The 23,436-nt window shown below is 63.0% G+C and carries 20 protein-coding genes; 6 read left to right on the top strand and 14 right to left on the bottom strand.

All coding sequences use genetic code 11. The features are described from left to right. Nucleotides 1–8: 8 nt before the first annotated feature. The 10 genes from ABEA02_RS13260 to tssA form a co-directional block, all read right to left on the bottom strand. Nucleotides 9–449: a GIY-YIG nuclease family protein gene (locus tag ABEA02_RS13260; RefSeq protein ID WP_345533497.1), complete on the bottom strand. Its 441-nt coding sequence runs from the start codon at nt 447–449 to the stop codon at nt 9–11. Then, nucleotides 446–1,525, bottom strand: coding sequence for a type VI secretion system baseplate subunit TssG (gene tssG, locus ABEA02_RS13255; RefSeq protein WP_345533495.1), 1,080 nt, complete (start codon nt 1,523–1,525; stop codon nt 446–448). Before tssG ends, ABEA02_RS13260 begins: the two co-directional genes overlap by 4 nt. After that, a complete protein-coding gene (tssF, locus tag ABEA02_RS13250; protein WP_345533493.1) occupies nt 1,489–3,363 on the bottom strand; it encodes a type VI secretion system baseplate subunit TssF in 1,875 nt (624 codons plus the stop codon). The genes tssG and tssF overlap by 37 nt, the downstream gene beginning before the upstream one ends. Next, nucleotides 3,363–3,875: a type VI secretion system baseplate subunit TssE gene (gene tssE, locus ABEA02_RS13245; protein ID WP_345533492.1), complete on the bottom strand. Its 513-nt coding sequence runs from the start codon at nt 3,873–3,875 to the stop codon at nt 3,363–3,365. The genes tssF and tssE overlap by 1 nt, the downstream gene beginning before the upstream one ends. A gap of 4 nt (nt 3,876–3,879) precedes the next feature. Beyond that, nucleotides 3,880–4,716, bottom strand: coding sequence for a type VI secretion system accessory protein TagJ (locus tag ABEA02_RS13240; RefSeq protein ID WP_345533490.1), 837 nt, complete (start codon nt 4,714–4,716; stop codon nt 3,880–3,882). Nucleotides 4,717–4,815: 99 nt separating this feature from the next. Beyond that, nucleotides 4,816–5,364 carry an Hcp family type VI secretion system effector gene (locus ABEA02_RS13235; RefSeq protein ID WP_345533488.1) on the bottom strand — a complete coding sequence of 183 codons (549 nt, stop codon included), beginning with the start codon at nt 5,362–5,364 and terminating at the stop codon, nt 4,816–4,818. Nucleotides 5,365–5,486: 122 nt separating this feature from the next. Further along, nucleotides 5,487–5,972, bottom strand: a complete 486-nt coding sequence (locus ABEA02_RS13230; protein WP_345533486.1) for an Hcp family type VI secretion system effector — start codon at nt 5,970–5,972, stop codon at nt 5,487–5,489. A gap of 57 nt (nt 5,973–6,029) precedes the next feature. After that, on the bottom strand, nt 6,030–7,517 hold the full coding sequence (tssC, locus tag ABEA02_RS13225) for a type VI secretion system contractile sheath large subunit (RefSeq protein ID WP_345533484.1): 1,488 nt from the start codon (nt 7,515–7,517) through the stop codon (nt 6,030–6,032). A gap of 47 nt (nt 7,518–7,564) precedes the next feature. Continuing rightward, nucleotides 7,565–8,065 carry a type VI secretion system contractile sheath small subunit gene (tssB, locus tag ABEA02_RS13220; RefSeq protein WP_345533482.1) on the bottom strand — a complete coding sequence of 167 codons (501 nt, stop codon included), beginning with the start codon at nt 8,063–8,065 and terminating at the stop codon, nt 7,565–7,567. 48 nt (nt 8,066–8,113) lie between these two features. Next, entirely contained in the window at nt 8,114–9,160 is a 1,047-nt protein-coding gene (tssA, locus tag ABEA02_RS13215) for a type VI secretion system protein TssA (RefSeq protein ID WP_345533480.1), read from the bottom strand. Between the two features lie 368 nt (nt 9,161–9,528). Here tssA and tssJ point away from each other — a divergent pair, with 368 nt between their 5' ends. The 5 genes from tssJ (at nt 9,529) to tagF (ending at nt 17,052) form a co-directional block, all read left to right on the top strand. Further along, on the top strand, nt 9,529–10,023 hold the full coding sequence (gene tssJ / locus ABEA02_RS13210; protein ID WP_345533478.1) for a type VI secretion system lipoprotein TssJ: 495 nt from the start codon (nt 9,529–9,531) through the stop codon (nt 10,021–10,023). 48 nt (nt 10,024–10,071) lie between these two features. Then, entirely contained in the window at nt 10,072–11,406 is a 1,335-nt protein-coding gene (gene tssK / locus ABEA02_RS13205; RefSeq protein WP_345533477.1) for a type VI secretion system baseplate subunit TssK, read from the top strand. 85 nt (nt 11,407–11,491) lie between these two features. Beyond that, entirely contained in the window at nt 11,492–12,796 is a 1,305-nt protein-coding gene (locus ABEA02_RS13200) for a DotU family type VI secretion system protein (protein WP_345533475.1), read from the top strand. A gap of 15 nt (nt 12,797–12,811) precedes the next feature. Then, on the top strand, nt 12,812–16,384 hold the full coding sequence (tssM, locus tag ABEA02_RS13195) for a type VI secretion system membrane subunit TssM (protein WP_345533473.1): 3,573 nt from the start codon (nt 12,812–12,814) through the stop codon (nt 16,382–16,384). Nucleotides 16,385–16,386: 2 nt separating this feature from the next. Next, nucleotides 16,387–17,052: a type VI secretion system-associated protein TagF gene (gene tagF, locus ABEA02_RS13190; RefSeq protein WP_345533471.1), complete on the top strand. Its 666-nt coding sequence runs from the start codon at nt 16,387–16,389 to the stop codon at nt 17,050–17,052. Nucleotides 17,053–17,335: 283 nt separating this feature from the next. On the opposite strand, the gene ABEA02_RS13185 is transcribed toward tagF, so the two are convergent. The 4 genes from ABEA02_RS13185 to ABEA02_RS13170 all read right to left on the bottom strand — a co-directional run bounded on the left by ABEA02_RS13185 (nt 17,336) and on the right by ABEA02_RS13170 (nt 21,846). Beyond that, complete coding sequence (locus tag ABEA02_RS13185; RefSeq protein ID WP_345533469.1) at nt 17,336–18,085, bottom strand: SprT-like domain-containing protein; 750 nt, start codon at nt 18,083–18,085, stop codon at nt 17,336–17,338. 75 nt (nt 18,086–18,160) lie between these two features. Next, nucleotides 18,161–18,994 carry a hypothetical protein gene (locus ABEA02_RS13180; protein ID WP_345533467.1) on the bottom strand — a complete coding sequence of 278 codons (834 nt, stop codon included), beginning with the start codon at nt 18,992–18,994 and terminating at the stop codon, nt 18,161–18,163. A gap of 482 nt (nt 18,995–19,476) precedes the next feature. After that, on the bottom strand, nt 19,477–21,054 hold the full coding sequence (locus tag ABEA02_RS13175; RefSeq protein WP_345533465.1) for a hypothetical protein: 1,578 nt from the start codon (nt 21,052–21,054) through the stop codon (nt 19,477–19,479). A 114-nt stretch (nt 21,055–21,168) separates the two neighbouring features. Next, complete coding sequence (locus tag ABEA02_RS13170) at nt 21,169–21,846, bottom strand: cysteine hydrolase family protein (RefSeq protein WP_345533463.1); 678 nt, start codon at nt 21,844–21,846, stop codon at nt 21,169–21,171. 354 nt (nt 21,847–22,200) lie between these two features. On the opposite strand from ABEA02_RS13170, the gene ABEA02_RS13165 reads away from it, so the two are divergent. Further along, on the top strand, nt 22,201–23,151 hold the full coding sequence (locus ABEA02_RS13165) for a GAF domain-containing protein (protein WP_345533461.1): 951 nt from the start codon (nt 22,201–22,203) through the stop codon (nt 23,149–23,151). Nucleotides 23,152–23,436 lie beyond the last annotated feature (285 nt).

Here is a 23,436-nt window from a genome sequence, read left to right as displayed (position 1 = left end):
TTCCTGCTTCATTTCAGTTGTTTGGTGTTGAATGCTGGCTGCAGATACTTGATGAGATCGTCCTCAAGCACTTCAGGCGCCGTCTTCACAAGCCAGCGCACCCAGATGCCGCAGGGCACACACCCCAGATTCATCCGTTGTGCAACTTCTACCAGCAACTGTGCCTTGCCCGGATGCTTGAGCGTACTCGACACGCGCGTCCCGCCAGAACGCCGGGAAAATATCTGTACATCCGTCGGGTCAGCCAGGTAGCTCTGTACGCGCTGATAAAGCGACAAACCCGCCTTGCCGACATACAGCACGCCAGTGTTCTTCTCCAACGCAAAGTCGTAGTTGGTAAAGACATAGATGCCGGCTTTGCGCGGCAACAAGCCTCGGTTCTGGCGCAGATCCTCGATCTTCACCGCGTCCGACCAGCGCAAGGCACTGAACCAGGCGGGCACGCTCATGCCAGCGCTCCGTGTGCCGTGCGTTGATGACCTGTTCCGTCCTTGCGCGCTCTCATCACACGCTCCGCGTCCAGCACGAGGTTGTCGATATCGGTCTCTTCCTGCGGTTTGCCCAGCCAGCCCGTCCAGCCAAGCTGCCCGGTGGCTCCGAGCGCCATGGGTTTCACGTCCTGACGACGCAGAATCAGCTGCACATCCCAGAACAGTTCGCCACCGGTATAGAACCTCACCCAATCGACAAGTTTCGGCAGCGCTGATCCATCCGGCAAAAAATCTGCGTACTGCCGGGCATCCAGCGGGCCGATGCGAATGCGGAATTTGCTCTGGCGGTCCCATACGCGGCTACCCAGAACGGCATTACGCGCCAGCATGCTGCTACCCAATCGCGACTGGTCACCCGCTTCGATGGGCATCCAGTGCCCCACGTACTGTTCGATCTCGACCGGCAGGCCAAAGTATTCGGTGAGTGCCGACTCCAGGCTGTCGGCGTTGCGCACGTTGCGCACCATCGCCCCGGCGTTGAAGCGTCGCGCGTTGTCAGGCACGGCATCGCGCTTGAGCAATGCGGGCTGGCCGAAGCCGCAGAGCGCACCGACGTAGTGAGCGAAGCGGTCTTCCTGCGGACGGTCCAGGCTCACCGTCGGCTGGGCCTGTGCCCAGGCGCGATAGAACAGCGCCGTCATGCGGTGATGGATGATGTCGAGGAAGCGCGAGAAGGTCGCATCACCCTCGTGCAGGATGCGCTGGCGAGCGTGATCGGTGAGGTGCAGGGGCAGCGGGCCGTTGGGGCCGAGCAGGCCGAAGAAACGGATCTCCAGTCGCGGCGGTCGTCCACCCTCGTTGCGCGAGAACGATGACAGACTCGACGGAGCAAAGGCCATCGTCGGCTCCTGCGCGAGCCGCACCGGCTCATCTGCCGGGCGCAGTGCGGTACCCCAACGCGGCTTGTCGCTGTGCAGACACTCCAGACGCCGCAGGGTCTGGTAGAAGTCGTGCGCGAACGGCTCGGCTTCGAGCTTCGCGTAGAAACTGTCGTGCGTCACACTATCGGCCGCTGTCCGCATTGCGGTGCCCATCGCATGATCTGGCCACGTGCCTGCGAACGCAGCACGGTCTGGGTGAAGCTGTTGAGCGAGGCGTGACGCGCGAAGAAGTGGCTCAGCACATGGCCGAACAGGAAGGCGCCACCGCCTTCGAAAGCCATTTCGTCGACTTCAAGATTGATCTCCAGCCCGCGTCCGAAACAGATCGGGCCAGGCATGGGCAGACGCCGCACAACCGACGAGACGCCAACCGATTTGAGCCCCTCGATCTGTCGTTTGAGGCCGGCATCACCGGTGCTGGCATAAAGCTCCAGCATCTCGCGCAGCGCGACGGCCCCCTCCTCGCTGTTGGTATCGAGCAGCGACAGATAGTTGAGAGACAGCTGACTGATGAGGCGCCAGGCGACGGAACCCTCGGCAAGCATCGAGTAGGGCCGCGAGGGCCCCTTCACGCAGCGCACACTCTCGACGGGCGCAGCCACATCGAGCGTGAAGTCGGTCGGCCCCATGCCCAGCGGCATCAGGATGGGCAGATCACGATTGGTACACAGCGCCTGCAGGGAGAGCTGGCGCAGGTCGCCGCTATAAGGTGCTTCGCGCGGGTCGACCAGCGAGACGAACATTTCGCTGCCGATGTAGCCTGAGCGCGAACCCGTACGCTTCTGCTTCTCGGATGGCAGGCGTGGCTCGCGACGCGTCATGTAGTAGGCCTGATCACCCGATACGTCCGAGTGGTAGTCGGCATAGAACGGCAGGAAGCGCTGTTCGGCACGCCCCGCTCCGCCGTGGCCGATGACTTCGCTGAGCTCGTAGACCTCGTAGTCGATCGGATGCGTACGGTCCGGTACGACGTGGAATTCGTGGCTCGCATCCGTGACATGGATGCGGTCCAGACGACGCGGAAACAGATTGATCGCGGGCGTGCAGTGGAGCAGGAAGTTGTTGGCATCCACCACGCTTTCCAGCACGGCGTCGCCCTGGCCGAAGAGCAGTACGACTTCGAGCTCATTGCTCGTGCGTCGCGACAACGCGGGCTGCAGTCCGTCGACATCGACGAACATGAAACGCTCGGGGAAGGAGAAATACTCCTGCACCAGACGATGGCCGCTGAAGCCACGGCGACGCGTCGGCAGCAGAGCCTGGTCGTCGCCGAAGCCGGAGAGACGCACGCGCGATGCCGGCAGGAATTCATGTGTAGCGTTCGGTTCGCCGACCGGCATCACGAGCACACCCAGCAACGAGGCGCCGATGAGCTCGTAGAGTTTGAACGCGACTTCATTTGCCCCGGCGAGATGAAGCTGCAGCGTGTCGAGCGCGATCTTGCTGAACTGTGCGCCGGGCGAGCATTGCAGTTTGAGCCGCACGCCACCCTTTATGCGCGACGGCAGGTTGAGCTTCGACAGGGGCAGGTCTGGCGCGACGGAGAAGTAACGCGCCTGCGTCACTTCCAGCGGCCACAAACGCAGGGCATGTGCCGTACGGAATTCACAGGGCGCCGAATCGCCTTTGACATTGGCGCTGCGGAACGGCGTACCGCGCGGCACCAGCGCGCCCTTCATCAGGTTGCCGTCGCCTGGCACCGGATTGAAGCGTGCGATGAGCATGGCCGGCGTCGGTGCCAGATAGTGCGGGTACACCATCTCCAGCAGACGCTGGGTGAAACGCGGAAACTCCGCGTCCATGCGCAACTGGATACGTGAAGCGAGGAATGCGGTGCCTTCGAGAATGCGCTCGACGTAGGGGTCGGCGACTTCGATGCCGTCCACGCCCAGGCGCGCAGCAATCTTGGGAAACTGCCGCGCGAACTCTGCGCCCATCTCGCGCAGGTGCAACAGTTCCTGGTTGTAGTACCGCAGCAGACGCGGATCCATCAGCTAGCTCCCAATTCCTTGACGTCGATCTGCCCGGTTTCGAGATCCACGTCGGTACGCAGCAACAGGTCCAGCGGCACGGGCTGCGCCCACACGGTCGCTTCAATACGCATGCTGATCTGGTTGTGCCAGTCGAGGACGCTGCCTTCCTGCACGCCCTGGACGCGCAACGAACTCGCGTTGATGCGCGGCTCGAAGAGGATCAGCGCCTCGCGCACGGCACGCTCCAGGTCAACAATGTCCAGCGTCGAGGCTGTCTCACCGGCGAACGAAGGCATGCCGAAGTTGAGTACCGATTTCTGCGCCTCGGGCCAGGCACCCAGGCCCTCTGCATCGGTGGGCCGTGCTGCGTTGAGCAGGAAGCTCAGGTCACGCAGCACCGCCGCACGAAATTCGGAGCGGCTGAGCATGCGCCGCTCCTTGGGCTCAGGTTGCTGGTTGGTCGGATCGTTGTCGGTCAGACGATCCAGCAACGCAGGCTGCAGTCGATCAAGAGGCTGCAAGTCCGCCATGGGCTCACTCCTCGCCGCCGGCCTCGCCTGCTTCGCCTGCGACCTCGTCCAGCTTGATGGTGCGCACATCCAGCAGCGCGAATTCGCCGGCGTCAGTGGTCAGCACACGCTGACCGAGGCCGGTGAAAATGCCGCCTGCAGCTTCCACCCAGTCCGTCTTGCGTGCCAGACGGATGAGACCGTCATCGCTGGTTTCGGACCCCGGATAACGCGTTGGAATTACGCCGATCGACTCGCCACCGTTCGAGAACACGAAGTGCGCAGGGCACCACACCTGGTCGCGCAGGTCTTCGGGCTCTTCGATATCGATCTGCACGAGGTTGGAGTACGGCAACCAGTAGTACCGACCGTTGATGACGGCTTCGCAGACCGGGCCGAGGCGCATGTCGGCATCAGCGATCCAGCTGAACGGCTGGTCATTGATGCTGCCGCTGGTCGTCGGTGCCAGCTCGAATGCCTGTTCGCGCAAAGCGGCAGCGTGCTCGGCATTGCCATGACCAGCCTGCAGCAGCGATTCGATGAGCAGCGCCAGCCATTGCTCGGGCTGACCGAAAATGACGGGTGACTTGCGGCCGGCAAACACCTCAGCGCGCAGCAGCTCGCACTTGAGCGCTTCGCGATACATCTGGGCCATGGCCAATGCGCTGGCATCCAGCTCGGCCGAGACGTTGAGCTGATTGAGCGCACGCTCCCAGCTACCCTGCACCGACAAGAGCTGGAACAGGAAGATGCGCAGCTTCGCATCTGAGGGTTTCTCGCGCACCGCGTTCTGCAGTTTCTGCAGCGCGGCTTCCGGATCTCCCGCACGCAGACTGGCTTCTGCATCGGCGATGTGACTCATGCAACTCTCCGTTGGGGTGTTTCAGCATGTTGCCGACGGGCCGCAGCGCGCCGCCTGCCGGCAATGAAATGACTCTCCCGACGCATCCGCGCCGGCAGATCACGCGTCCTTGTTGAATTCTGCCGTGAAAGAACTCGTGGCGCCGCTGTTGCCCGCCGTACCCTGCGAACGGTAGTCGACCGTGATGCCCTGGAATACGAAGCCGATGCGTTCGACCAGCGCCTCCGACACGCCACCCGCGCCGGACTCGATGTTCAGCGATTTGACGCGCGCATTGGTCAGCGTGATCTTGAGGTACTCAACGGGATTGGCCCCGCCCGCCTTGCGCACTGACAACACAGCTTCTTTGAGCATCTCATTGTTGCGCAGGGCGCCCATCAGGGTCGTCGTCGCACTATCGACGCGCTTGACGATTTCCAGCTCGCGCGCACTCACCTGGCTCACGGCGCTGGTGCGCCCACCCGAAGAAGCCGACGCGCTGGCGTTACCCGACATACCCCATCCCCAGGAGACGACCTGGATCTCGTCGAGGTGCGCAGGATCGCGCGACTCACCCTTGAACGCCCCCGTCCGGGAGCCCTGAATCTTCAGGAACATGTCGCCGCCACCGGCGGCCAGCACGTCCGGTCCGTTTGCTGCACTGGGCATTTTGCGCTCCTTGGCTACGCGATTCTTGAACAGCAATACGCGCACGGCGCCGTTTGGCGCCGTGCGCGATCAGGCAAACCTGCAACGCGGCATGGCTGATGCCGCCGCGTTGCCCGCCATCATCAGCCCACCGGCTTGTTGGCGGGGATGTCCCAGGCTGCCGTGGTCGCTGCGCCGCCGGCACCGGTTGCGAGCTGCTCGGTGTACTCCACCTTGAACTTGGCGAAGTTCAGCACGACGTTTTCGGTCAGGCGATCTTCACCACCGCTACCGCCGGTCTGCACCGACGACACCAGCACGTCCGTCAGCGTGATCTTGATGTACTCAAGGGGCTTGTCGCCGGCCTTGCGGACGGTGAGCTTGGCTTCCTTGATGTGCGTGCCCTTGCAGGCTGCGAGGAGCAGAGCGGTGGACGACTTGTCGACCCACTTGGTCAGGCTGAGATCCTGCACGTTGACCTTGCCAGCACCGGCACCCGTACCGTGGTGGGCGGTACCGGACTGGGACAGACCCCAGCTCCAGGCCAGAACATCGACTTCATCGGCATGCTTTTCGTCTTTCGACTCGCCTTTGATGTCGCCAATCTTGATGAACATATCTACAGCCATTTTTACTCTCCTGTGAGGGCGCCGACCCGGATGGGCCGGTCAATGGTTACCAAACGATCAAGCACCCTTGGCCGAAGGCAGCTTCGATACCAGGCGCAGTGAAACGGTCAAGCCTTCCAGCTGGTAGTGCGGACGCAGGAAGAACTTGGAGGTGTAGTAGCCGGGATTACCTTCGACTTCTTCGACGATCACTTCTGCCGCAGACAGAGGACGGCGTGCCTTGGTGTCGTCGGAGGAGTGCGCAGGATCTCCGTCCACATAGTTCATGATCCATTCCTGCAGCCAGCGCTGCATGTCGTCGCGCTCCTTGAACGAACCGACCTTGTCACGCACGATGCACTTCAGATAGTGCGCAAAGCGGTTGCAAGCGAACAGGTACGGCAGGCGCGCGGCCAGGTTGGCGTTGGCCGTCGCATCGGGATCGTCGTACTCGGCGGGCTTCTGCAACGACTGAGCGCCGATGAAGGCCGCGAAGTCCGAGTTCTTCTTGTGAATCAGCGGCATGAAGCCGTTACGTGCCAGCTCGGCTTCACGACGGTCGCTGATGGCGATTTCGGTCGGGCACTTCATGTCCACACCACCATCATCGGTCGGGAAGCTGTGGACCGGCAGACCTTCAACGGCGCCACCCGATTCGATACCGCGGATGCGCGAGCACCAGCCGTATTCCTTGAACGAGCGGTTGATGTTGACGGCCATGGCGTAAGCCGAATTGGCCCAGGTGTACTTGCTATGGTCGGCAGCGCCCGTATCTTCTTCGAAGTCGAACTCTTCAACCGGATTGGTCTTCGCACCGTAGGGCACGCGAGCCAGGAAACGCGGCATCGCAAGACCGAGATAACGGGCGTCGTCAGACGAACGCAGCGAGCGCCAGGCCGCGTATTCGGGCGTGCTGAAGATCTTGGTCAGGTCACGCGGGTTGGCGAGCTCCTGCCAGGAATCCATCTGCATGATGTTGGGCGAAGCGCCGGCGATGAAAGGCGAGTGCGCAGCAGCGGCCACCTTGGCCATCTCGCTGAGCAGCTCAACGTCGGGCGGGCTCTGATCGAAGTGGTAGTCGCCGACGAGACAGCCAAAGGGCTCGCCACCGAATTGGCCATACTCTTCTTCGTAGATGCGCTTGAACAGCGGGCTCTGATCCCAGGCCGTGCCCTTGTAACGCTTGAGGGTCTTGCCCAGATCAGCCTTGGAAATGTTCATCACGCGGATCTTGAGCATCTCGTCGGTTTCGGTGTTGTTGACGAGGTAGTGCAGACCGCGCCATGCGCCTTCCAGCTTCTGGAAGTCTTCATGATGCATGATCAGGTTGATCTGTTCGGACAGTTTCTTGTCGAGCTCGGCGATGATGGCTTCGATCGACTTGACGACATCGGAACCAATAAGCGTCGTTTGCGACAGGGCTTGCTCGGCCAGCGTGCGCACAGCACGTTCCACCTCGCCACGCGCTTCATCGGTCTTGGGTTTGAACTCGCGCTGCAACAGCGACTCGAGATCGCTACCTTCCAGTACTGCGCCGCCGAGGGCGCTCTTTTCCAACTCAGCCATGCTGAAACTCCTTGAATTCGTATCGGTGTGGATGTCCGGGGAGGGGATTATTCACCCTCGGGCTTCGGGGCAGCCGCCAGCGTATTGAGCAGGGCCGGATCGTTGAGCACCTTGGAGATGAGCTCTTCAGCGCCGCTCTTGCCATCCATATAGGTGACGAGGTTGGCGAGTTGCTGACGGGCTGTGAGCAGCTTGTTGAGCGAATCGACCTTGCGCGCGATAGCAGCGGGCGTGAAATCGTCCATGCTCTCGAAGGTCAGCTCGACATTGAGGCTGCCGTCGCCCGTGAGGGAGTTCGGCACCTGGAAAGCCACACGCGGCTTCATCGACTTCATGCGGCTGTCGAAATTGTCGACGTCGATTTCAAGGAACTTGCGGTCAGCCACCGGCGCAAGGGGCTCAGCCGGCTTGCCGGAGAGATCGGACAGGACGCCCATCACGAAGGGCAGTTGCACCTTCTTTTCGGCGCCGTACAACTCGGTGTCGTACTCGATCTGGACGCGGGGTGCGCGATTGCGCGCAATGAACTTTTGACTACTGGTCGCCATGCTAGCTCTCCGTCGTGGAATTCAATCTGACTGCTGTCTTACAACTTCTTACTCGCCTGAGCCCAGCTGAGCCCCTGTACGTTGCTCCGCTTGCACCACACCATCCGGAGCAAGCTCCTGGATGGCTTCGAGGAAGTTCATGTCCATCACGCGCCGGGCGCGACGCAACAGCATTGATGCCGGATTGGTCGGTTCGGTACGTTCAAGATATTGGATCAATCGTTCGAGGGTTGTCACTACGTCCTGTCGGGAAGCAATTTCGCCCGGACGGGCAGCCCTGCCGCCACCACCACCGGACGAGGTACCCTCACCCTCTTCGGCACCAACTTCGGGGTCGGTTGCGGCGACGCCTTCAGGCAGCGCGCGCTTGACGCTGAAGATGATGTCTTGCAACGGACGCAGGTCTATCGAGGCCGATGCGCCGACGCGATCCTGCAGCAGGGACGACAACTGCTTGACCAGATCCAGCGCGCCCTGCACGGAAGCAGCAAAGCTCTCGTCCTGTGCCATCGCCTCGGTCAGCATGCCGGCCAACTGGCTCTCGGAATACACATCTTCGCCGTCGCGAGCGGACAAGCGGCCCTGGCAAACCTCGATATTGCGCACGGTCAGCACACCGGACTGGCGCGAACGCAGCAACCATGAAGCACGCAGGTCATCGATCAGCGCATCGCTGGCCACCAGAGGTGCCAGCGAATTGATGCGCATGGTGGGATCGTTGTCATCATCGGGATCGAGCTGCGGATGCACATGATCCCAGTGGGTTTCCAGCAAGCCGTGAATTAGCTTCAAGCCAGCATCAAGCCCACCAAAACCCTCGGTGCGCAGCAACGCACGCATGTAATAGACGGCAACGCGCAGATCGCGCGTGCGCTGGAACAAGGCTTCGGCGAGGCGACGCACTTCGCCCCAGTCTGCGCCCTGGCCTTCGATGGCCAGCACACCACCACCGTCGTTACCGAATTCCTGCCCGGGCTGTGAGCGGGCGGCCTCTTCAAGGGCCAGGAACTCGGCGTCGTATTCCAGGTTGGGACCACAGGGTGCGTCATCGCCCAAAGACGACAGCAGGCTGCTCACATCCACATTCAGCGACATTCGTTCTCCCGTGTTTCAGGCAGTTGGTGTTTTATAGCTGTCGGATACTGCGCGGACCGGCGCGCCCTAAGAGGCAGGGCTGGCGGCCAGTTCCAGCCAGCGCACTAATATAGTCTAGTCACAAGCTCGTGGGTATATCGCGTGCAGCAGATGATGGGCATGCCAACCTCGCATGTCCCAACTCCTCGCAAAGTTGCACGCAAAGTCACGCGGATTCTTGCCCGAATGGCCGTTGCTGGTCAGAATCATGGCGGTCCGGCCATCTGACATCGCCTGCGGCGCTTGCCAGTCGGAATCCTTCGTTCAACGAACGCCCCGGAGTCGGAACCGGATATGTACCTCCAACAAGAGACACGAATGTGAATGCCATGTACGAAACACAACGCCGCCTCCCTCCCTCCCTGACCCGGGCGCTGGGCACCCTGCTGCTGCCCGCCATGTTGCTGGGCGGCTGCTCACTGTTCAGCAAGGCGCCAACGACGGCCCAGATCACGGTCAAGGCCGACAACGAAGTGAACGTCGATAGCCGCAAGCGCGCTACACCGATCGCCGTACGGGTATACCTGCTGCGCAACACGACGGCCTTCGGCACGGCCGACTTCTTCTCGCTGTGGGAAAAGGAACAGCAAACCCTCGCCGAGTCCATGCAGTGGCGCGAAGAGCTGATGCTCAAGCCGGGCGAATCGCGTGTACTCGATAAGCGCGAGACGGCCGATGCCAAGTTCGTCGGCGTGGTTGCAGCATTCCGCAACATCGACAAGGCAAGCTGGCGGGCTTCGGAAGTCCTGATCCCCAACAAGCTCAACAAGATCGTCATCACCGCCGTGGGCGACAAGGTCAGCATCACTGTCGCCAAGGACTGATCGTCCCGCGCCCCCCATTCACCGTCATCACATCAACCGAGCAAATACATGTCCTGGTTCAGCAAGGTAGTCTGGTCCGAAGGTCTGTTCCTGCGTCCGCAGCACTTCCAGCAGCAGGATCGCCACGCCGAATGGCGACTCGATGCGCGCACGCGCAGTCTGGCTCCTTTCTACTGGGGCTTTCTTCGCCTCGAGATCGATGACGCTGCGCTGGCGCTCGGCAAGGTCGCCATCAAGCAGGCCTCGGGGGTCCTCCCCGACGGCACTCCCTTCGACTTTCCTGCCGGCCATGCTGCGCCACTGGCCTTCGACTTCCCGGCCGACACGCGCGACGCCCTGGTCTGCCTGGGGCTGCCGCTGCGCCGTGGCTTCGCCACCGAAGTCAACGACAGCAACAGCCAGGACCCGCTGGCGCGCTACAGCCTGAGCGAAGAAACCCTGCCGGACGCGGCCTGCGCCAGTGCCGCCAGCGAGGTAGTGCAGACCGGTGAGCCGTGCCTGGTGCTGGACGTCGAATCGCGTCTCTCGGATGCCTACGTGAAGATTGGCGTGATACGCGTCACCGAGCGCCGCCCCGACAACTCCCTGCTGGTCGACCGCGGCTACATCCCGCCGATGCTCGCCGCACGCAGCAACGACCAGCTCGAATCCATGCAGCGCGAAATCATCGGCCTGCTGCGCCAGCGCGGCGACGCGCTGGCCGGCCGCATGTCGCAAGCCGGTCACGGCGGCGTGTCGGAGATCGCCGATTTCCTGTTCCTGCTCGCCATCAATCGCCAGCAACCGGTCTTCGAACATCTGGCCTCGATCGAGCAACTCCACCCCGAGCGCCTCTACACACAGATGCTGGAACTCGCGGGCGAACTCGCTACGCTGACCGCAGACAAGCGCCGTCCAACCGACCTGCCGCTGTATCAGCATGACAACCAGCAGCTGTGCTTCGATGGCACGATGCGCCAGATCCGCCGCGGCCTGTCGGTCATCCTTGAGCAGAACGCCATCCAGATCGAACTGGTCGACCACAAGCAAGGCCGCTACGTCGGCACCATCACGGATCGTGGCCTGCTGCGTCAGGCCGGCTTCGTGCTGGCGGTTGGCGCGCAGGTACCGAGCGAAGCGGTGCGTAGCCGCTTCCCGGTGCAAGCCAAGCTGGGCCCGGTCGAGAAGATCCGCGAGCTGGTGAACCTGCAGCTGCCGGGCATCGCCCTGCGTCCGCTGCCCGTTGCGCCGCGCCAGATCCCGTTCCACGCCGGCTTCAGCTACTTCGAGCTCGACACCTCGGGTGACCTGTGGAAGCAACTCGACAGCTCTGGCGGCCTGGGCATGTATGTGTCTGGTGACTTCCCCGGACTGGAGGTTTCGCTGTGGGCCATCAAGTCCTGATGCCGATAGCCGCCCTCACGCACTGAATCACTGATCGCTGCAAGACACGCCACGCCGGCGTGCTTTCCTGAAAGAGTTGGGCACCATGACTGACAACGATCCCTTCGCACCACTGGCCCCGCAAACGCAGAACTTCCAGATCCCGACGCCCGGCGCCCGCGCAGCACAGCCCGCCGCAGCGGCCCAGCCGGCTGCGGCGCGTGGCAGCTTCGAGCGCGTTGAGCTCTCGGCACTCGACTGGAACGCCGGTCTCAATCCACTGGTCGCGGCGGCCAGCCCGCTGCTCAATCTCACGCCGCAACTGCGCGCGGTGCATCACCCGGACCCGCTGGGTCTGCGCGAGACGCTTACCAAGGCTATCCAGACCTTCGAGCAGCGCGCACGTGAAGCCGGCATTCTCAACGAACACGTCATTGGCGCGCGCTACGCGCTGTGTACCTTCCTCGACGAAACAGCCGCAAGCACCCCGTGGGGCGAAAAGATCTGGGCCCAGCGCAGCCTGCTGGTGCAGTTCCACAACGAAGCCTGGGGGGGTGAAAAAGCCTTCGCGCTGCTGGGCAAGCTCGCCGAACAACCGACCCAGCACCGCAACCTGCTGGAACTCTTCTACATCATCCTCGCGCTGGGCTTTGAAGGCCGCTTCCGCGTCATCGAAAACGGCCGCGCGCAACTCGATGCCGTGCGCGCACGCCTCGCCCAACTGCTGCAGAAAGAGCGGGGCGAGCCGACGCGCGAGCTCTCGCCCGAGTGGCAGACCACGGCGCGCGCTACGCGCCCGCTGCGCGACAGCATCCCGCTGTGGGCCATCGCCGCCATCGCAGCACTGTTGTTGTTCCTGATCTACCTCGGCGCCTCATGGCACCTCAACCGCAAGTCCGACCCCACCTTCTCCGCAATCCTCGGCCTGCAGGTACCGCCACCGCCGCCACCCAAGCTGGCGCCCAAGATTCCGCCGCGTCTGCAGACCTTCCTGCCCGAAGAAATCCGCAAGGGCGAAGTCGAAGTACGTGACCTGTCCGACCGCAGCATCGTGCTGGTGCGCGGCGACACGCTGTTCGCCGCCGGCAGCGCCGACATCTCGGCAAGCTTCGCCGAGCTGCTGACGCGTATCGGCAACGCTGTGGGCAAGATCAACGGGTCGATTCTCGTGCGCGGCCACTCCGACAACGTACCGATCCGCAGCGCGCGCTTCCCGTCGAACTGGCACCTCTCGCAAGCTCGCGCGGACGCCGTGCGCCAGGCCCTCGCACAGCAACTGGGCAGCGCCGTGCGCATCCAGGCCGAAGGTCGCGCCGACAGCGAACCCGTTGCCCCCAACACGACACCTGAAAACCGCGCCCTCAATCGCCGCGTGGAGATCATCGTCTTCCCCGCCGCCGGCACCAACTGACACCGAGAGCCCGCGATGAAAGCCTTCTTCAAGATCCTGTTCCATCCCGTCCTGCTGGGCATCCTCGGCCTGCTGTGTCTTGCCCTGGTGATCTGGTTCGTCTTCCCGCTGATCTCGATTGCCGATCGCGCGCCCTTCGACCCGGCCTGGGTACGTCTGACGCTGATTGTCGTCGTTGTCCTGTTCTTCATTCTGCGCGCCGCGCTGCGCTACTGGAAAGCCAAGCGCACCAACGCCCAACTGCTCGATGGCCTCGTGCGCACCAACGAGCCGGCGCCGGTCGAAGGCCACACCGTCGCATCGAGCGAAGGCGCCATCCTGCGCGACCGCTTCCAGGAGGCGGTCAAGGTGCTGCGCCAGTCGCAGCTTGCCGCTGCCGCCAAGAAGGGCGCCTTCGCGCGCGTCAAGGCCATCGGCTCATCGAAGCATCTCTATGAGCTGCCCTGGTACGTCTTCATCGGCGCACCAGGCTCGGGCAAGACCACGGCCCTCGTGAACTCCGGCCTGCGATTCCCGCTGGCCGAGAAGATGGGCACCCATCACCTCAAGGGCGTTGGCGGTACGCGTAACTGCGACTGGTGGTTCACCGACGAAGCCGTGCTCATCGACACGGCCGGCCGCTACACCACGCAAGACTCCAACCAGGCCGTCGACCGCGAAGCCTGGGTCGGCTTCCTCGGCCTGCTGCGCAAACATCGTCCGCGTCAGCCCCTCAACGGCGTGCTGCTCACTGTGAGCCTGGCCGACCTGCTGAGCATGAACGAAGAGAGCGCGCGTCGCCACGCCGAAACGCTGCGCACCCGTGTGCAGGAGCTCTACGACGATCTTGGCGTGCGTCTGCCGATCTACGTTCTGGTCACCAAGGCCGACCTCATCGCCGGCTTCAACGAGTTCTTCGCCGACCTCGGCAAAGAGGCACGCGAACAGGTGTGGGGCACGACCTTCCCGCTCGAACTCGACACCGACGGCGCCGTGACCAGCCTGCCCGACAAGCTCTACGCCCTGCGCCAGCGCATCGAGAACCTGCTCATCGCGCGCCTCGAGCAGGAACCGGACGTCGCCAAGCGTGCCCTCATCTCGGCCTTCGACCAGCAGATGGCAATTGCCCTGCGCCTGCTGGGCAGCATGATCGAGAAGGTTTTCGCACCCTCCGGCTTCGAGCACACATTGATGCTGCGCGGCGTCTACCTCACCAGCGGCACGCAGGAAGGCTCGCCCATCGATCGCGTCATGAGCAGCCTCGGCGGCGCCTTCGGCCTCGAACGCCGCGCACTGCCGCCCGCCTCGGGCAGTGGCAAGAGTTTCTTCATCAAGCGTCTACTGGCTGATGTGGTGTTTGCCGAACAACGCATCGGCGGCACCAACCTCAAGTGGGAACGCAGCCGCAGCCTCGTGCGCATGGGGGTCATCGCCGGCATCGCCCTGGTGACCATTGCGCTGATCGCGGGCTGGGTACTCAGCTCGATCCGCAACGACATGTACGTGCAGGATGTTGCCGAACAGGTGAAGGCGGCGCAAACCGTGCTCAACGACGCGCGCACCGCCAGCTCCGACGACCTCGTAGGCATCCTGCCGGTCATCGATACCGTGCGCAACATCGCCCGCACGCCGATCACGGCTGACGGCACACCCTTCACGATGCGCTTCGGCCTGTTCCAGGGCGACAAACTCGACGCAGCCGCCGAGCAGGCTTACCGCACCATGCTGCGCGACGTGTTCTACCCGCGCATCGCCCACCGCATCGAAGGCCAGCTGCGCGCCGCCAACGAAACCAATCCCGAATTCGCCTACGAGGCCCTCAAGGCCTACATCATGATGTTCGACGCCGAACACTTCGATGCCGAAGGCCTGCAAGCCTGGATTGCGTTCGACTGGGAGCAGAACCTGCCGGGCAGCACCACGCCCGAACAGCGCACGGCACTCGGCGAGCACCTGCAGGCCCTGTTCGCACAAGGCCCCGTGCTGGCACCAATCCAGCAGAACAAGGATCTCGTTGCCAACGTGCGCAACCAGCTGCTGCGCTTCCCGCTGCCCGAGCGGGTGCTGAGCCGCTTGAAGCGCCAGGGCGTGGGTAGCGACATTCCGGAGTTCAGCGTCGAGCGTGCCGTCGGCCCAGCCGCTGTCACCGTGTTCGCCCGCAAGAGCGGAAAGCCCTTGTCGCGTGGCGTACCCGGCCTGTTCACGTTTGATGGCTACTACAAGGGCCTCGACAAGGCGATCAATTCCGTCACCAGTCGCCTGCTCTCCGAAGAGCCTTGGGTGCTGGGCATCGAGACCAAGTCGCGCCCCGATGACAGCGTCAAGAGCGAGCAGGAAGTACGCCGCATCTACCTCAACGAGTACGTGCGCGTTTGGGACGCCTTCATCGACGACGTGACCATCGCGCGGGCCGAGAATCTGCAGCAAAGCATCCAGATTGCCCGCGTGCTGTCCTCGGCCGATTCGCCGCTCGCCAAGCTGATGCGTGCCATGTCGCGCGAAACGACGCTCACCAAGACCAGCTCGCTCGACAGTGTCAACAAGGCCAAGGAGGCCCTCAACGACGCCAAGAGCGAACTCGGCAAGATGTTCTTCGGCAACGAAACCGCGCCGAAGGCCGCTGCGCCGGGCACGCAGATCGAAAGCATCGTCGACAGCCACTTCTCCAACCTGCGCGCCATGGTCGGCAACCCCGACGACAAGAGCACGCAACTGTCGGCCACCGTGCAGCTGCTCAGCGACGTCTACGCTTTCCTGTCGGCAGTGGAAACGGCGCAGCGCGACAAGGTCGCCATGCCGCAGAGCGACGTGCCCAACCGCGCCAAGGCCGAGAGCGCGCGCCTGCCCGAGCCCACACGCGGCATCCTGCAGCAGCTCACCTCGGCCGGCACCGGTCAGGCCCTGCAGAACCTCCGCCAGACCCTGTCTGCTGATGTGGGTGCCCAGGTGGGCCAGTTCTGCGCACAAGCGATCAACGGTCGCTACCCCTTCGTGCGCAGCAGCCCGCGCGACGTGACGCGTGACGACTTCGCCGCACTGTTCGGCCCCAACGGCAAGATCGAGGACTTCTTCAACCGCAACCTCGCGCAGTTCGTCGACACCTCGACGCGCCCCTGGTCGTTCAAGCGCGTGCAGGAGCAGTCACTCGGCGACCCCGGCAACCTCGCCCAGTTCCAGCGCGCGCAGGTGATCAAGGACGTGTTCTTCCGCAGCGGCCCCACCATGCGTCTGGACTTCAAGCCGGTCGAAATGGACCCGGCGATTTCCAGCTTCACGCTCGACGTCGACGGCCAGATCGTCAAGTACAGCCATGGTCCGCAGCAGCTGCAGAGCGTGCAGTGGCCCGGTCCGCGCGGCGGCCTGTCGACGCGTGTACAGATCACGCCGGCCGGCCCCAGCGGCACTTCCGGTGTCGCCATCGACGGTCCCTGGGCGCTGTTCCGCATGCTCGACAAGGCCAACATCGAACCCGGTGGCGCACCCGAAAAGTTCCGCGTGAGCTTCAACGTCGATGGCCGTGTTGCGGTGTTCGATGTCACGACGAGTAGCGTGCAGAACCCGTTCCGTCTGCGCGAGCTGACCGAATTCGCCTGCCCGGCAGGGCTCTGACCATGGGAACCGCAGCGCCCGGCTGGTACGGCAAGCTCCCCTCGCTCGGCGACTTCGCCAGCCGCCGTCTGTCCTCATCCTTCATCCAGGATTGGGACGGGTGGCTGCAGCGAAGCATCTCCAGCAGCCGCACCATACTCGGCGAGCAATGGCTCAACACCTATCTCACCAGCAGCATCTGGCACTTCCTGCTCGGTCCGGGAGTGGTCGGTGACAAAGCCTGGGCCGGCGTGCTGCTGCCCAGCGTGGACCGCGTTGGCCGCTACTTTCCGCTGACGGTAGCCGCCGACTTCGCCGCCGACGCCCTGCCCGATCCGGGTGACGCAAACTGGTCGGGCGCACTGGAGAGTGCCGTGCGCGTAGGTCTCGACGCCAACGCCGGTGTTGATGCCTTCGACAACACCCTGCAACGCATCACTGTCGGCCGCACGCTGAGCCGTGAGGCCGTACTACAGGCCGCCCAGGCCGACGACGAAACGCGTCCCTTCCCCAAGCCAGGCAGCCTGCTACAGGCGCACCCGACCGAACGCTTCGTCATGAATCCCAAGGGGCACTCGCTGTGGCTCTGCGGACGCACTTCCGGGGAAGGCTCCGGGTTCGTGAGTCGCGGACTGCCGACCATTGATCTGTTCGTACGCATGCTGGAGCACAACCCCGACGGTGAGTGACGCACCGCGCGGACTTCAGCCGCCCAGCCCAAACGCCGTGCCTCAATAGCAGGCCAGACAAACGGTGGGTGGGCACGCCCCGCTGCCTGAAGCTCACCCTCACCCCCTGGCCGGAACAAGCCGTCGCTTCGCGAGAAACCATGACGGCTTGCGCTGACTCCCGGGCGAGCCAGATGTCATCGAACAGGTCTTTGCCGACTGCGCACGGGTTGGCGACGTCTGTGGCTCTGCTAGGACGGCACCCAACTGTTCTGGCGACGTACGCGTGAGCCGGATCTGGCGCTCAGCCCTCACTCATCGGCACGTGACAGTCGCCACAGCTTAGCGACACCTCGGGCCCCGTCCAGGCTTTTGCCTTGCAGGTCGGGCAGACCTGGCGGATGCGCTGCGCTGCGGCGGAGGTGCGCGGCGCGGGCGGGGCGACGTCGAGCTTGATGCCCGTCACGGCGGCACGCTCGATGGGCACCTCTTCACGTACTTCACTCACGTAAGCCTGACCACTGACCGCGAGTTCTTCGCGCTTGCTGGCAACGACTTCGGGGGCAACCGGCAGGCGACTGTCCAGCCAGGGCAAGCGGATGCCTTTTGTCTTCAGCTCGGCACACGCATGGATGAACGGGCCGTCGGGCAGGATGAAGTCGTTCATGCTGCGTCCGGTGCGTTTGCCGCCAGGCAAACCGGTATCGCTTGGCATGAGGCCCACGGCCTCCATCTTGTCGGCCCATTCCTTGTTGTGCGGCATGGACTCGGACGGCGTACCGAAATGGTTCTGCCAGTGGTGCACCATCTCGTGCACGACGGTGGCCATCACTTCTTCAATGGATTGCAGGGCGAAGTAGCCGGGGTTGATGCCCAGCTCGTCAATGTGCTGCCCGTCCACGCTGACGAAACGGTCCTTGTGCATGTAGCCATACGCACGGCTCGAGGAGCGCAGGGTGATCAGGCATTGCGGCAATTTGCCTTCGAACAGCTTGTCGTTGAAGTGATCAAAAGCGGTCTGCAGCGCGGTATAGATTTCAAGCGTCGGAGTCATGCCGGATTATCCCGCAGGAGCAGGACGATCCGGAACCTGTCAGGGGAGTTTTGCACTCCCCTGACGGCGCACCCATCAGAAGTGCACTTCAGCCTTGAACATCGCAGTGGTTGCCTTGGTGCCCGTACCCGGCACATTGCCGAACTTGTTGCGCCAGTATTGGTAGCCCGGGCCGATGAGCACCGTGTCCTTGTAGCCAGCGACCTTGCCCACATCCACCATCAGGAAAGTTTCCATCAGCGTCTCGGGGCCGGTCTTGTTGCCGAAGCCGTCTTTGCCCTTGGAGGCGGTGTAATTGAGGAAGCCGTTGAACTTCAGCGGCAGCGGGCTATCGCTCAGGAAGCTCAGCCCCCAGGCGGTGCCGATGCGATAGGTGCTGTCAAAATCGACACCGACATTCATGATGCCGTTGTGGTTCTTCTCCTTGTAGTACAGGAAGGACAGGTCAGCCCAGCCGTAACTGCCGCCGAACTTGATCGTCGGGCCGGTGATGATCTTGCGCACTCTGGGAGCAAACGCATCGTTCTTGGCGTTGAAATCAAAGCCAGTGCTCCAGGCAAAGTCCGACACCGGGCCAAAGCCCAGCTTCTTCTTGAAGATCTTGCCGAACTGCAACTGGTTGGAATAGACGACGTACACCTCCTGCGCGCCACCGCCACCGCCCTTGGCGGGGTCTTTGTAGTCGGACTGCAGCATGTCTACGTTGAAAAAGTTGCTGCCCAGCTTGTTGCCGCTGACGTGGGTCAAGCCGTAAATGTGCTTGGCGATGTTTTCTGTATTGGTAGGCTCGCGAAAGTGCTCACCGTAGCGATAGCTGATGGAGGTGTCACTCCATTCCGCCGCACTGACATTCGTGCCGAAAGCCATCAGGCATGCTGCGGCGAGCCCCGTGAATTTGATCTTGGACATGCGTACTACCTCCAGAAGTCGATTGTGAAAAGTCGATCGTGAATCGCGCCGGACGCGAGTCCGGTTTGCAAGTCGATTCTATGGAGGCATGACAGAGCGATTGCGGATAGTGCCTATACGTGTTGCGGCATGCAGGGCCACAGCGTCTTTACAAATCATGGCACGCACCTTTGCCGGGCATTCTTTCGTCATACAAACGATAAAACAGGCTGAAGAACGGCCTCCACAAAGGCTCTCCGGGCAGGCCCTCAGAGGTTCGATCATGGCGCACAACATGATCCCGCGTGGTGCGCCGCGTGACGCAACGAGAGATAGCGTCTATTCAGGAAAGACATGTTGTCTTGTGCATGAATGCAACACTGCACGCCAGCGCCGAAACAGAATGACAAAAGAATAGGCCGGCTTGCGCCGGCCTCAAATTGCCCTTTTCCTTGCCTCTGCAAAAGCCGACGCGCTGGAGACAGATCGCGTCGGCGCCTGCTCTATGTCGCGACGGCGTGTGCGCCGTGCTCGACCTCTGGCGGCTTGCTCTCCACCATCGCGAATTTTCCGCAGCCGGCGAGGACGCCCGCCACGACCAGATAACTCAGCGCCATCAGCGGACTCTGACCGAAGCCGATCGCCTCGCCGTGCATGAATCCGAAGAAGGTCAACACGGCCGCAACGGCTGCGAACGCCGCCGCCTTCATGAAAGTTCGATCAATCACGCAGACGCCGATGGCACCAAGCATGAGGCCGCCGAGAATGGCGCCGCCTCCCATGACCTCAAGCCCGTGGTAGAGCACCCCGACCTGGCCCAGCTTGTCGAAACCCACCGCAGCTGCGTTGGTACCCGCAGCGCCGAGCGCGTTGTCGATCATCAGCTTGCCCCAGGCAGCGAGGTGCGGCGTCAGCGCGAGGATGATCGCTGGAGCATGGCTTTTCGGTGTCTCCTGGAAGGCCTGTGCGCCGATCAGCATGCCGATGTAGAGCAGGATGGGCGAGATGGCCACGACGGGAATCAATGCCATCATCAGGGCGATGATGCCGAACCACGCCAGCGCGATGACCACTAGCCCGGTTGCGGCAGAGTAGCCGATGCGTCCCCCCATGGCTTTCCAGCCCGGGTGACCGATGTACACCGCGTTGATGAAGGGGTTACCCATCAGGCAGCCAACGAGGCTGATGACGCCGTCAGCCGTGAGCACGCGCGTCGTCGGGAAGCTGTCGCCCGCCACCGATGCGCTCTCGACGTTGTCCATCGCCTCGACAAGGTCATAGATGCCGAAGGGGATCGCGGTGACGAGGATCACACCGAGGAAGTCAAAGCCCGAGAACACATGGCCGAAGGCTGGCAGCGGGATCGAAAAGCCGAAGCTCGACAATGCCTGTGTCACGTTCGCCACGCTCATGCCACCGTAGTTGTAGCCGGCGGCCGTCGAGCCCCAGGCGATGAGGCTGCCCGCCGCGATGGCAACCAGCCCGGCCGGGATGCCCTTGAAGTAGCGCACGCCACCAAACCAGCTGACGACGATGACAGAGAAACAGACAAGACCGATCAGCGGCGTGATGAACATTTCCTGCGCGGGTCGCATCGAGATGAACGCGATGGACACACCCGCCAGCGTGCCGAGAAGTGCCGCACGTGGCGTGATCTTGCGGATGTAGGGCGCCACGAAACCCCCAATCATCAGCACGAAACTCTGCACAAAGACCCAGGTGAGCCCGGCCTCCCAGCCCTTGATGGGATCGCCCGTCTTGAGGGCGATGGGCAGCATGATCACAAACACCACCACAAACATGTGCGGCACGCTGATGCCGGAGGGCAACGCGCAGACATCCGTTCGCCCGGTTTTCAGCGCCAGCTGGTAAGCGAGGTAAGCGTAGTAAAACGTCGACAGGCACATCATCAGACCCACAGCGGGGAGGATGCGACCGAAGACAATGTCATCCGGCATCTTGAGCACGAATCGCAAGAGACCGGTGAGCACCAGCATGTTGACGAGGATGTTCGTGCCGAAGCCGAACAGCGCATTCCAGTCGCCCGGCACCCAGAGCCGGGGCTTTGCCATCGCAGTCATAGATTCTCTCCAGTTGGCGCGCCATGCAGCCTTCCCTGATGGCGCTTGTCCGTTACTCGATTGACCGCCCGCCTCGCCCGTCGCGCGGGCAATGGCAATGCCGTCGCCCCGTTCTCAGTGGTTTGCACTCAATGCGGAGAGGATCCGCCCCGAATCCGACACCCAGCCAAAGATGCCGCCCTGTGCGCAAACCATGCGCAGGGCCGTCTCATGAAACTCCGGAAAATACGAAGCACAGCAATCCGCCGGCACCACGCAGCGGAAACCACGGTCATTGCCTTCGCGCACCGTGGTGTGCACACAGACCTCAGTGGTGACGCCGCACACGATCAGGGTGTCAATGGCGCGATTGACCAGCACCAGCTGCAGATCGGTCGCATAGAAAGCGCCCTTGCCGGGTTTGTCGACGATCAGCTCGCCCGGCACGGGCGCCAGCTCGGGGATGATTTCGTGACCAGGTTCGCCGCGGATGAGGATGCGCCCCATCGGCCCCACGTCACCGATACGCATGCTGGGCGCACCACGCGCCACCTTGGCGGGTGGGGCGTCCGCCATGTCCGGGCGGTGCCCCTCACGGGTGTGGATTACCAGCATGCCCAGTTCGCGAGCCCCGGCCAGCAGCGCCTTGATGGGTTCGACCGCTGAACGCAGCAGCGACACATCATTGCCCAGCGTCTCGCCGAAACCGCCCGGCTCCATGAAGTCACGCTGCATGTCGATCACGATGAGCGCGGTACGCGCCGGGTCGATGGCTATTGGTCCCGGTTCTGCATCGATCAGTGCTGCACTCATCACCCGCTCCTTGCTGTTCCAGACTTCCCGGGCCAACAAAAGCAAGAGCCGAACCAGTTGCATACAAGATTGTCGACAAGAAAAACAGGTCAACAAAACAATACGTTGCGATAGCCAAGGGGTTCTCCGGGCTGGCAGGCTCGCACCGTGGCAGTGCAAGAAACCCGTGTGTCGTGCGGTACGCAAGCCGCCCTCGGCTCGCGCCGCAGCGCATCCGGTCCTGCCGGCGCAGGGGGCGTCTCGGATCGCGGCGATATGAAGCGTATTACTCCCACGCAATAGGCCACATTGGCGTGAAGGCGCAGAATCAGGACACATGCGGCGTAGCAGGCGCGAGGCAAGGGGACAGCAGCCATGGCAAAGAAACGCACCTTCATCCAGATCACGGAAATCTGGACGCCCTCGGCAGACCGGACCATCCTCGAGTACCACGGCGGCCTCTTCGGCAAGCACCAGAGCTTCCGCCTTGCCACTCACAAACTCTGCTTCGGCTATGACCAGGGCCTGCCCGGCAAGGCCTGGGCGGCGCGCCACCCCATCGTCTTGCGCGATCTGCAGAACACGCCCTGGTTCAAGCGCGGTGAGGCCGCCGCAAGGGCAGGCCTCACCTGCGGCGTCGCGATGCCCATCTTTGCGGGCGACTACCTGCTCGCCGTCGTGGTTTTCTTCTGCGGGGACGACGACGACCACGTTGGCGCCATCGAGCTGTGGCACAACGACCCGACGCGTTCCGCCGAGATGAAAATGGTCGACGGCTATTTCGGCATCGTCGAGAGCTTCGAATTCACCGCCAAGCACACCTCGCTGATGCGAGGCTTCGGTCTGCCCGGCATGGTGTGGGACAGCAGCATGCCCATCCTGCTGCCCGACCTCGGAAACGCCGAGCGCTTCCTGCGCCGCGAAGATGCACGCCGCGTCGGCATCAACAAGGGGCTGGGTTTGCCGGTGCCGTACACGCCGCACCAGACCTGGGTGATGACCTTCCTGTCAGCGCTGGGCACCCCCATCGCTCGTCGCTTCGAAGTCTGGGTGCCGGATCCCGCACGTGGCGGTCTGGTATTGCAGGACGGCCTCTGCGACATAGAGCCCGCCTTTGCCGCCCGCTACAAGGGCGTCGCCATCGAATACGGCTGGGGCCTCATCGGCCAGGTCTGGCAGACCGGTCTCCCCGCCGTCAGCGAACACATCGACACCGAGCTGACCCCCGTCGGCGTGGCGGCCTCAGCGGCCAGCCTCAACGAAGTCATCGCCATCCCGGTGCTGGAAGCCGGCCGCATGAAGGCCATCGTCACGATGTACTTCTGAAGGCCGCCCGCCGCGACACAGGGGTGACGCTGCGTCGAAACGCCTCACTGACAAGCGGGGGCTGAGAGGTAAAGCCGCTCGCGCCAATTTTTGACTCCCCCGACATCGTCATTCCCGCCGGCTTTACGTATGGCGTAGCCACACGACGCACCCCTCTCCCGTGAGCGGGGCGAAGCAAGGGTTTCGAGTTGCATGCAACTCGCTTGCGAAGCCGGAAGGCAATGCATTGCATTCCGTGGGGCGCGGAGCGGGGGTTGGGGGAGAGGGCTGCGGCGGGAATCCAGC

Origin of the sequence: Viridibacterium curvum (assembly GCF_039544165.1) — a bacterium.
GTDB lineage: Bacteria > Pseudomonadota > Gammaproteobacteria > Burkholderiales > Rhodocyclaceae > Viridibacterium > Viridibacterium curvum.
Note: the sequence above shows the minus strand (reverse complement) of the source record. Positions and strands in the feature narration are given on the sequence as shown.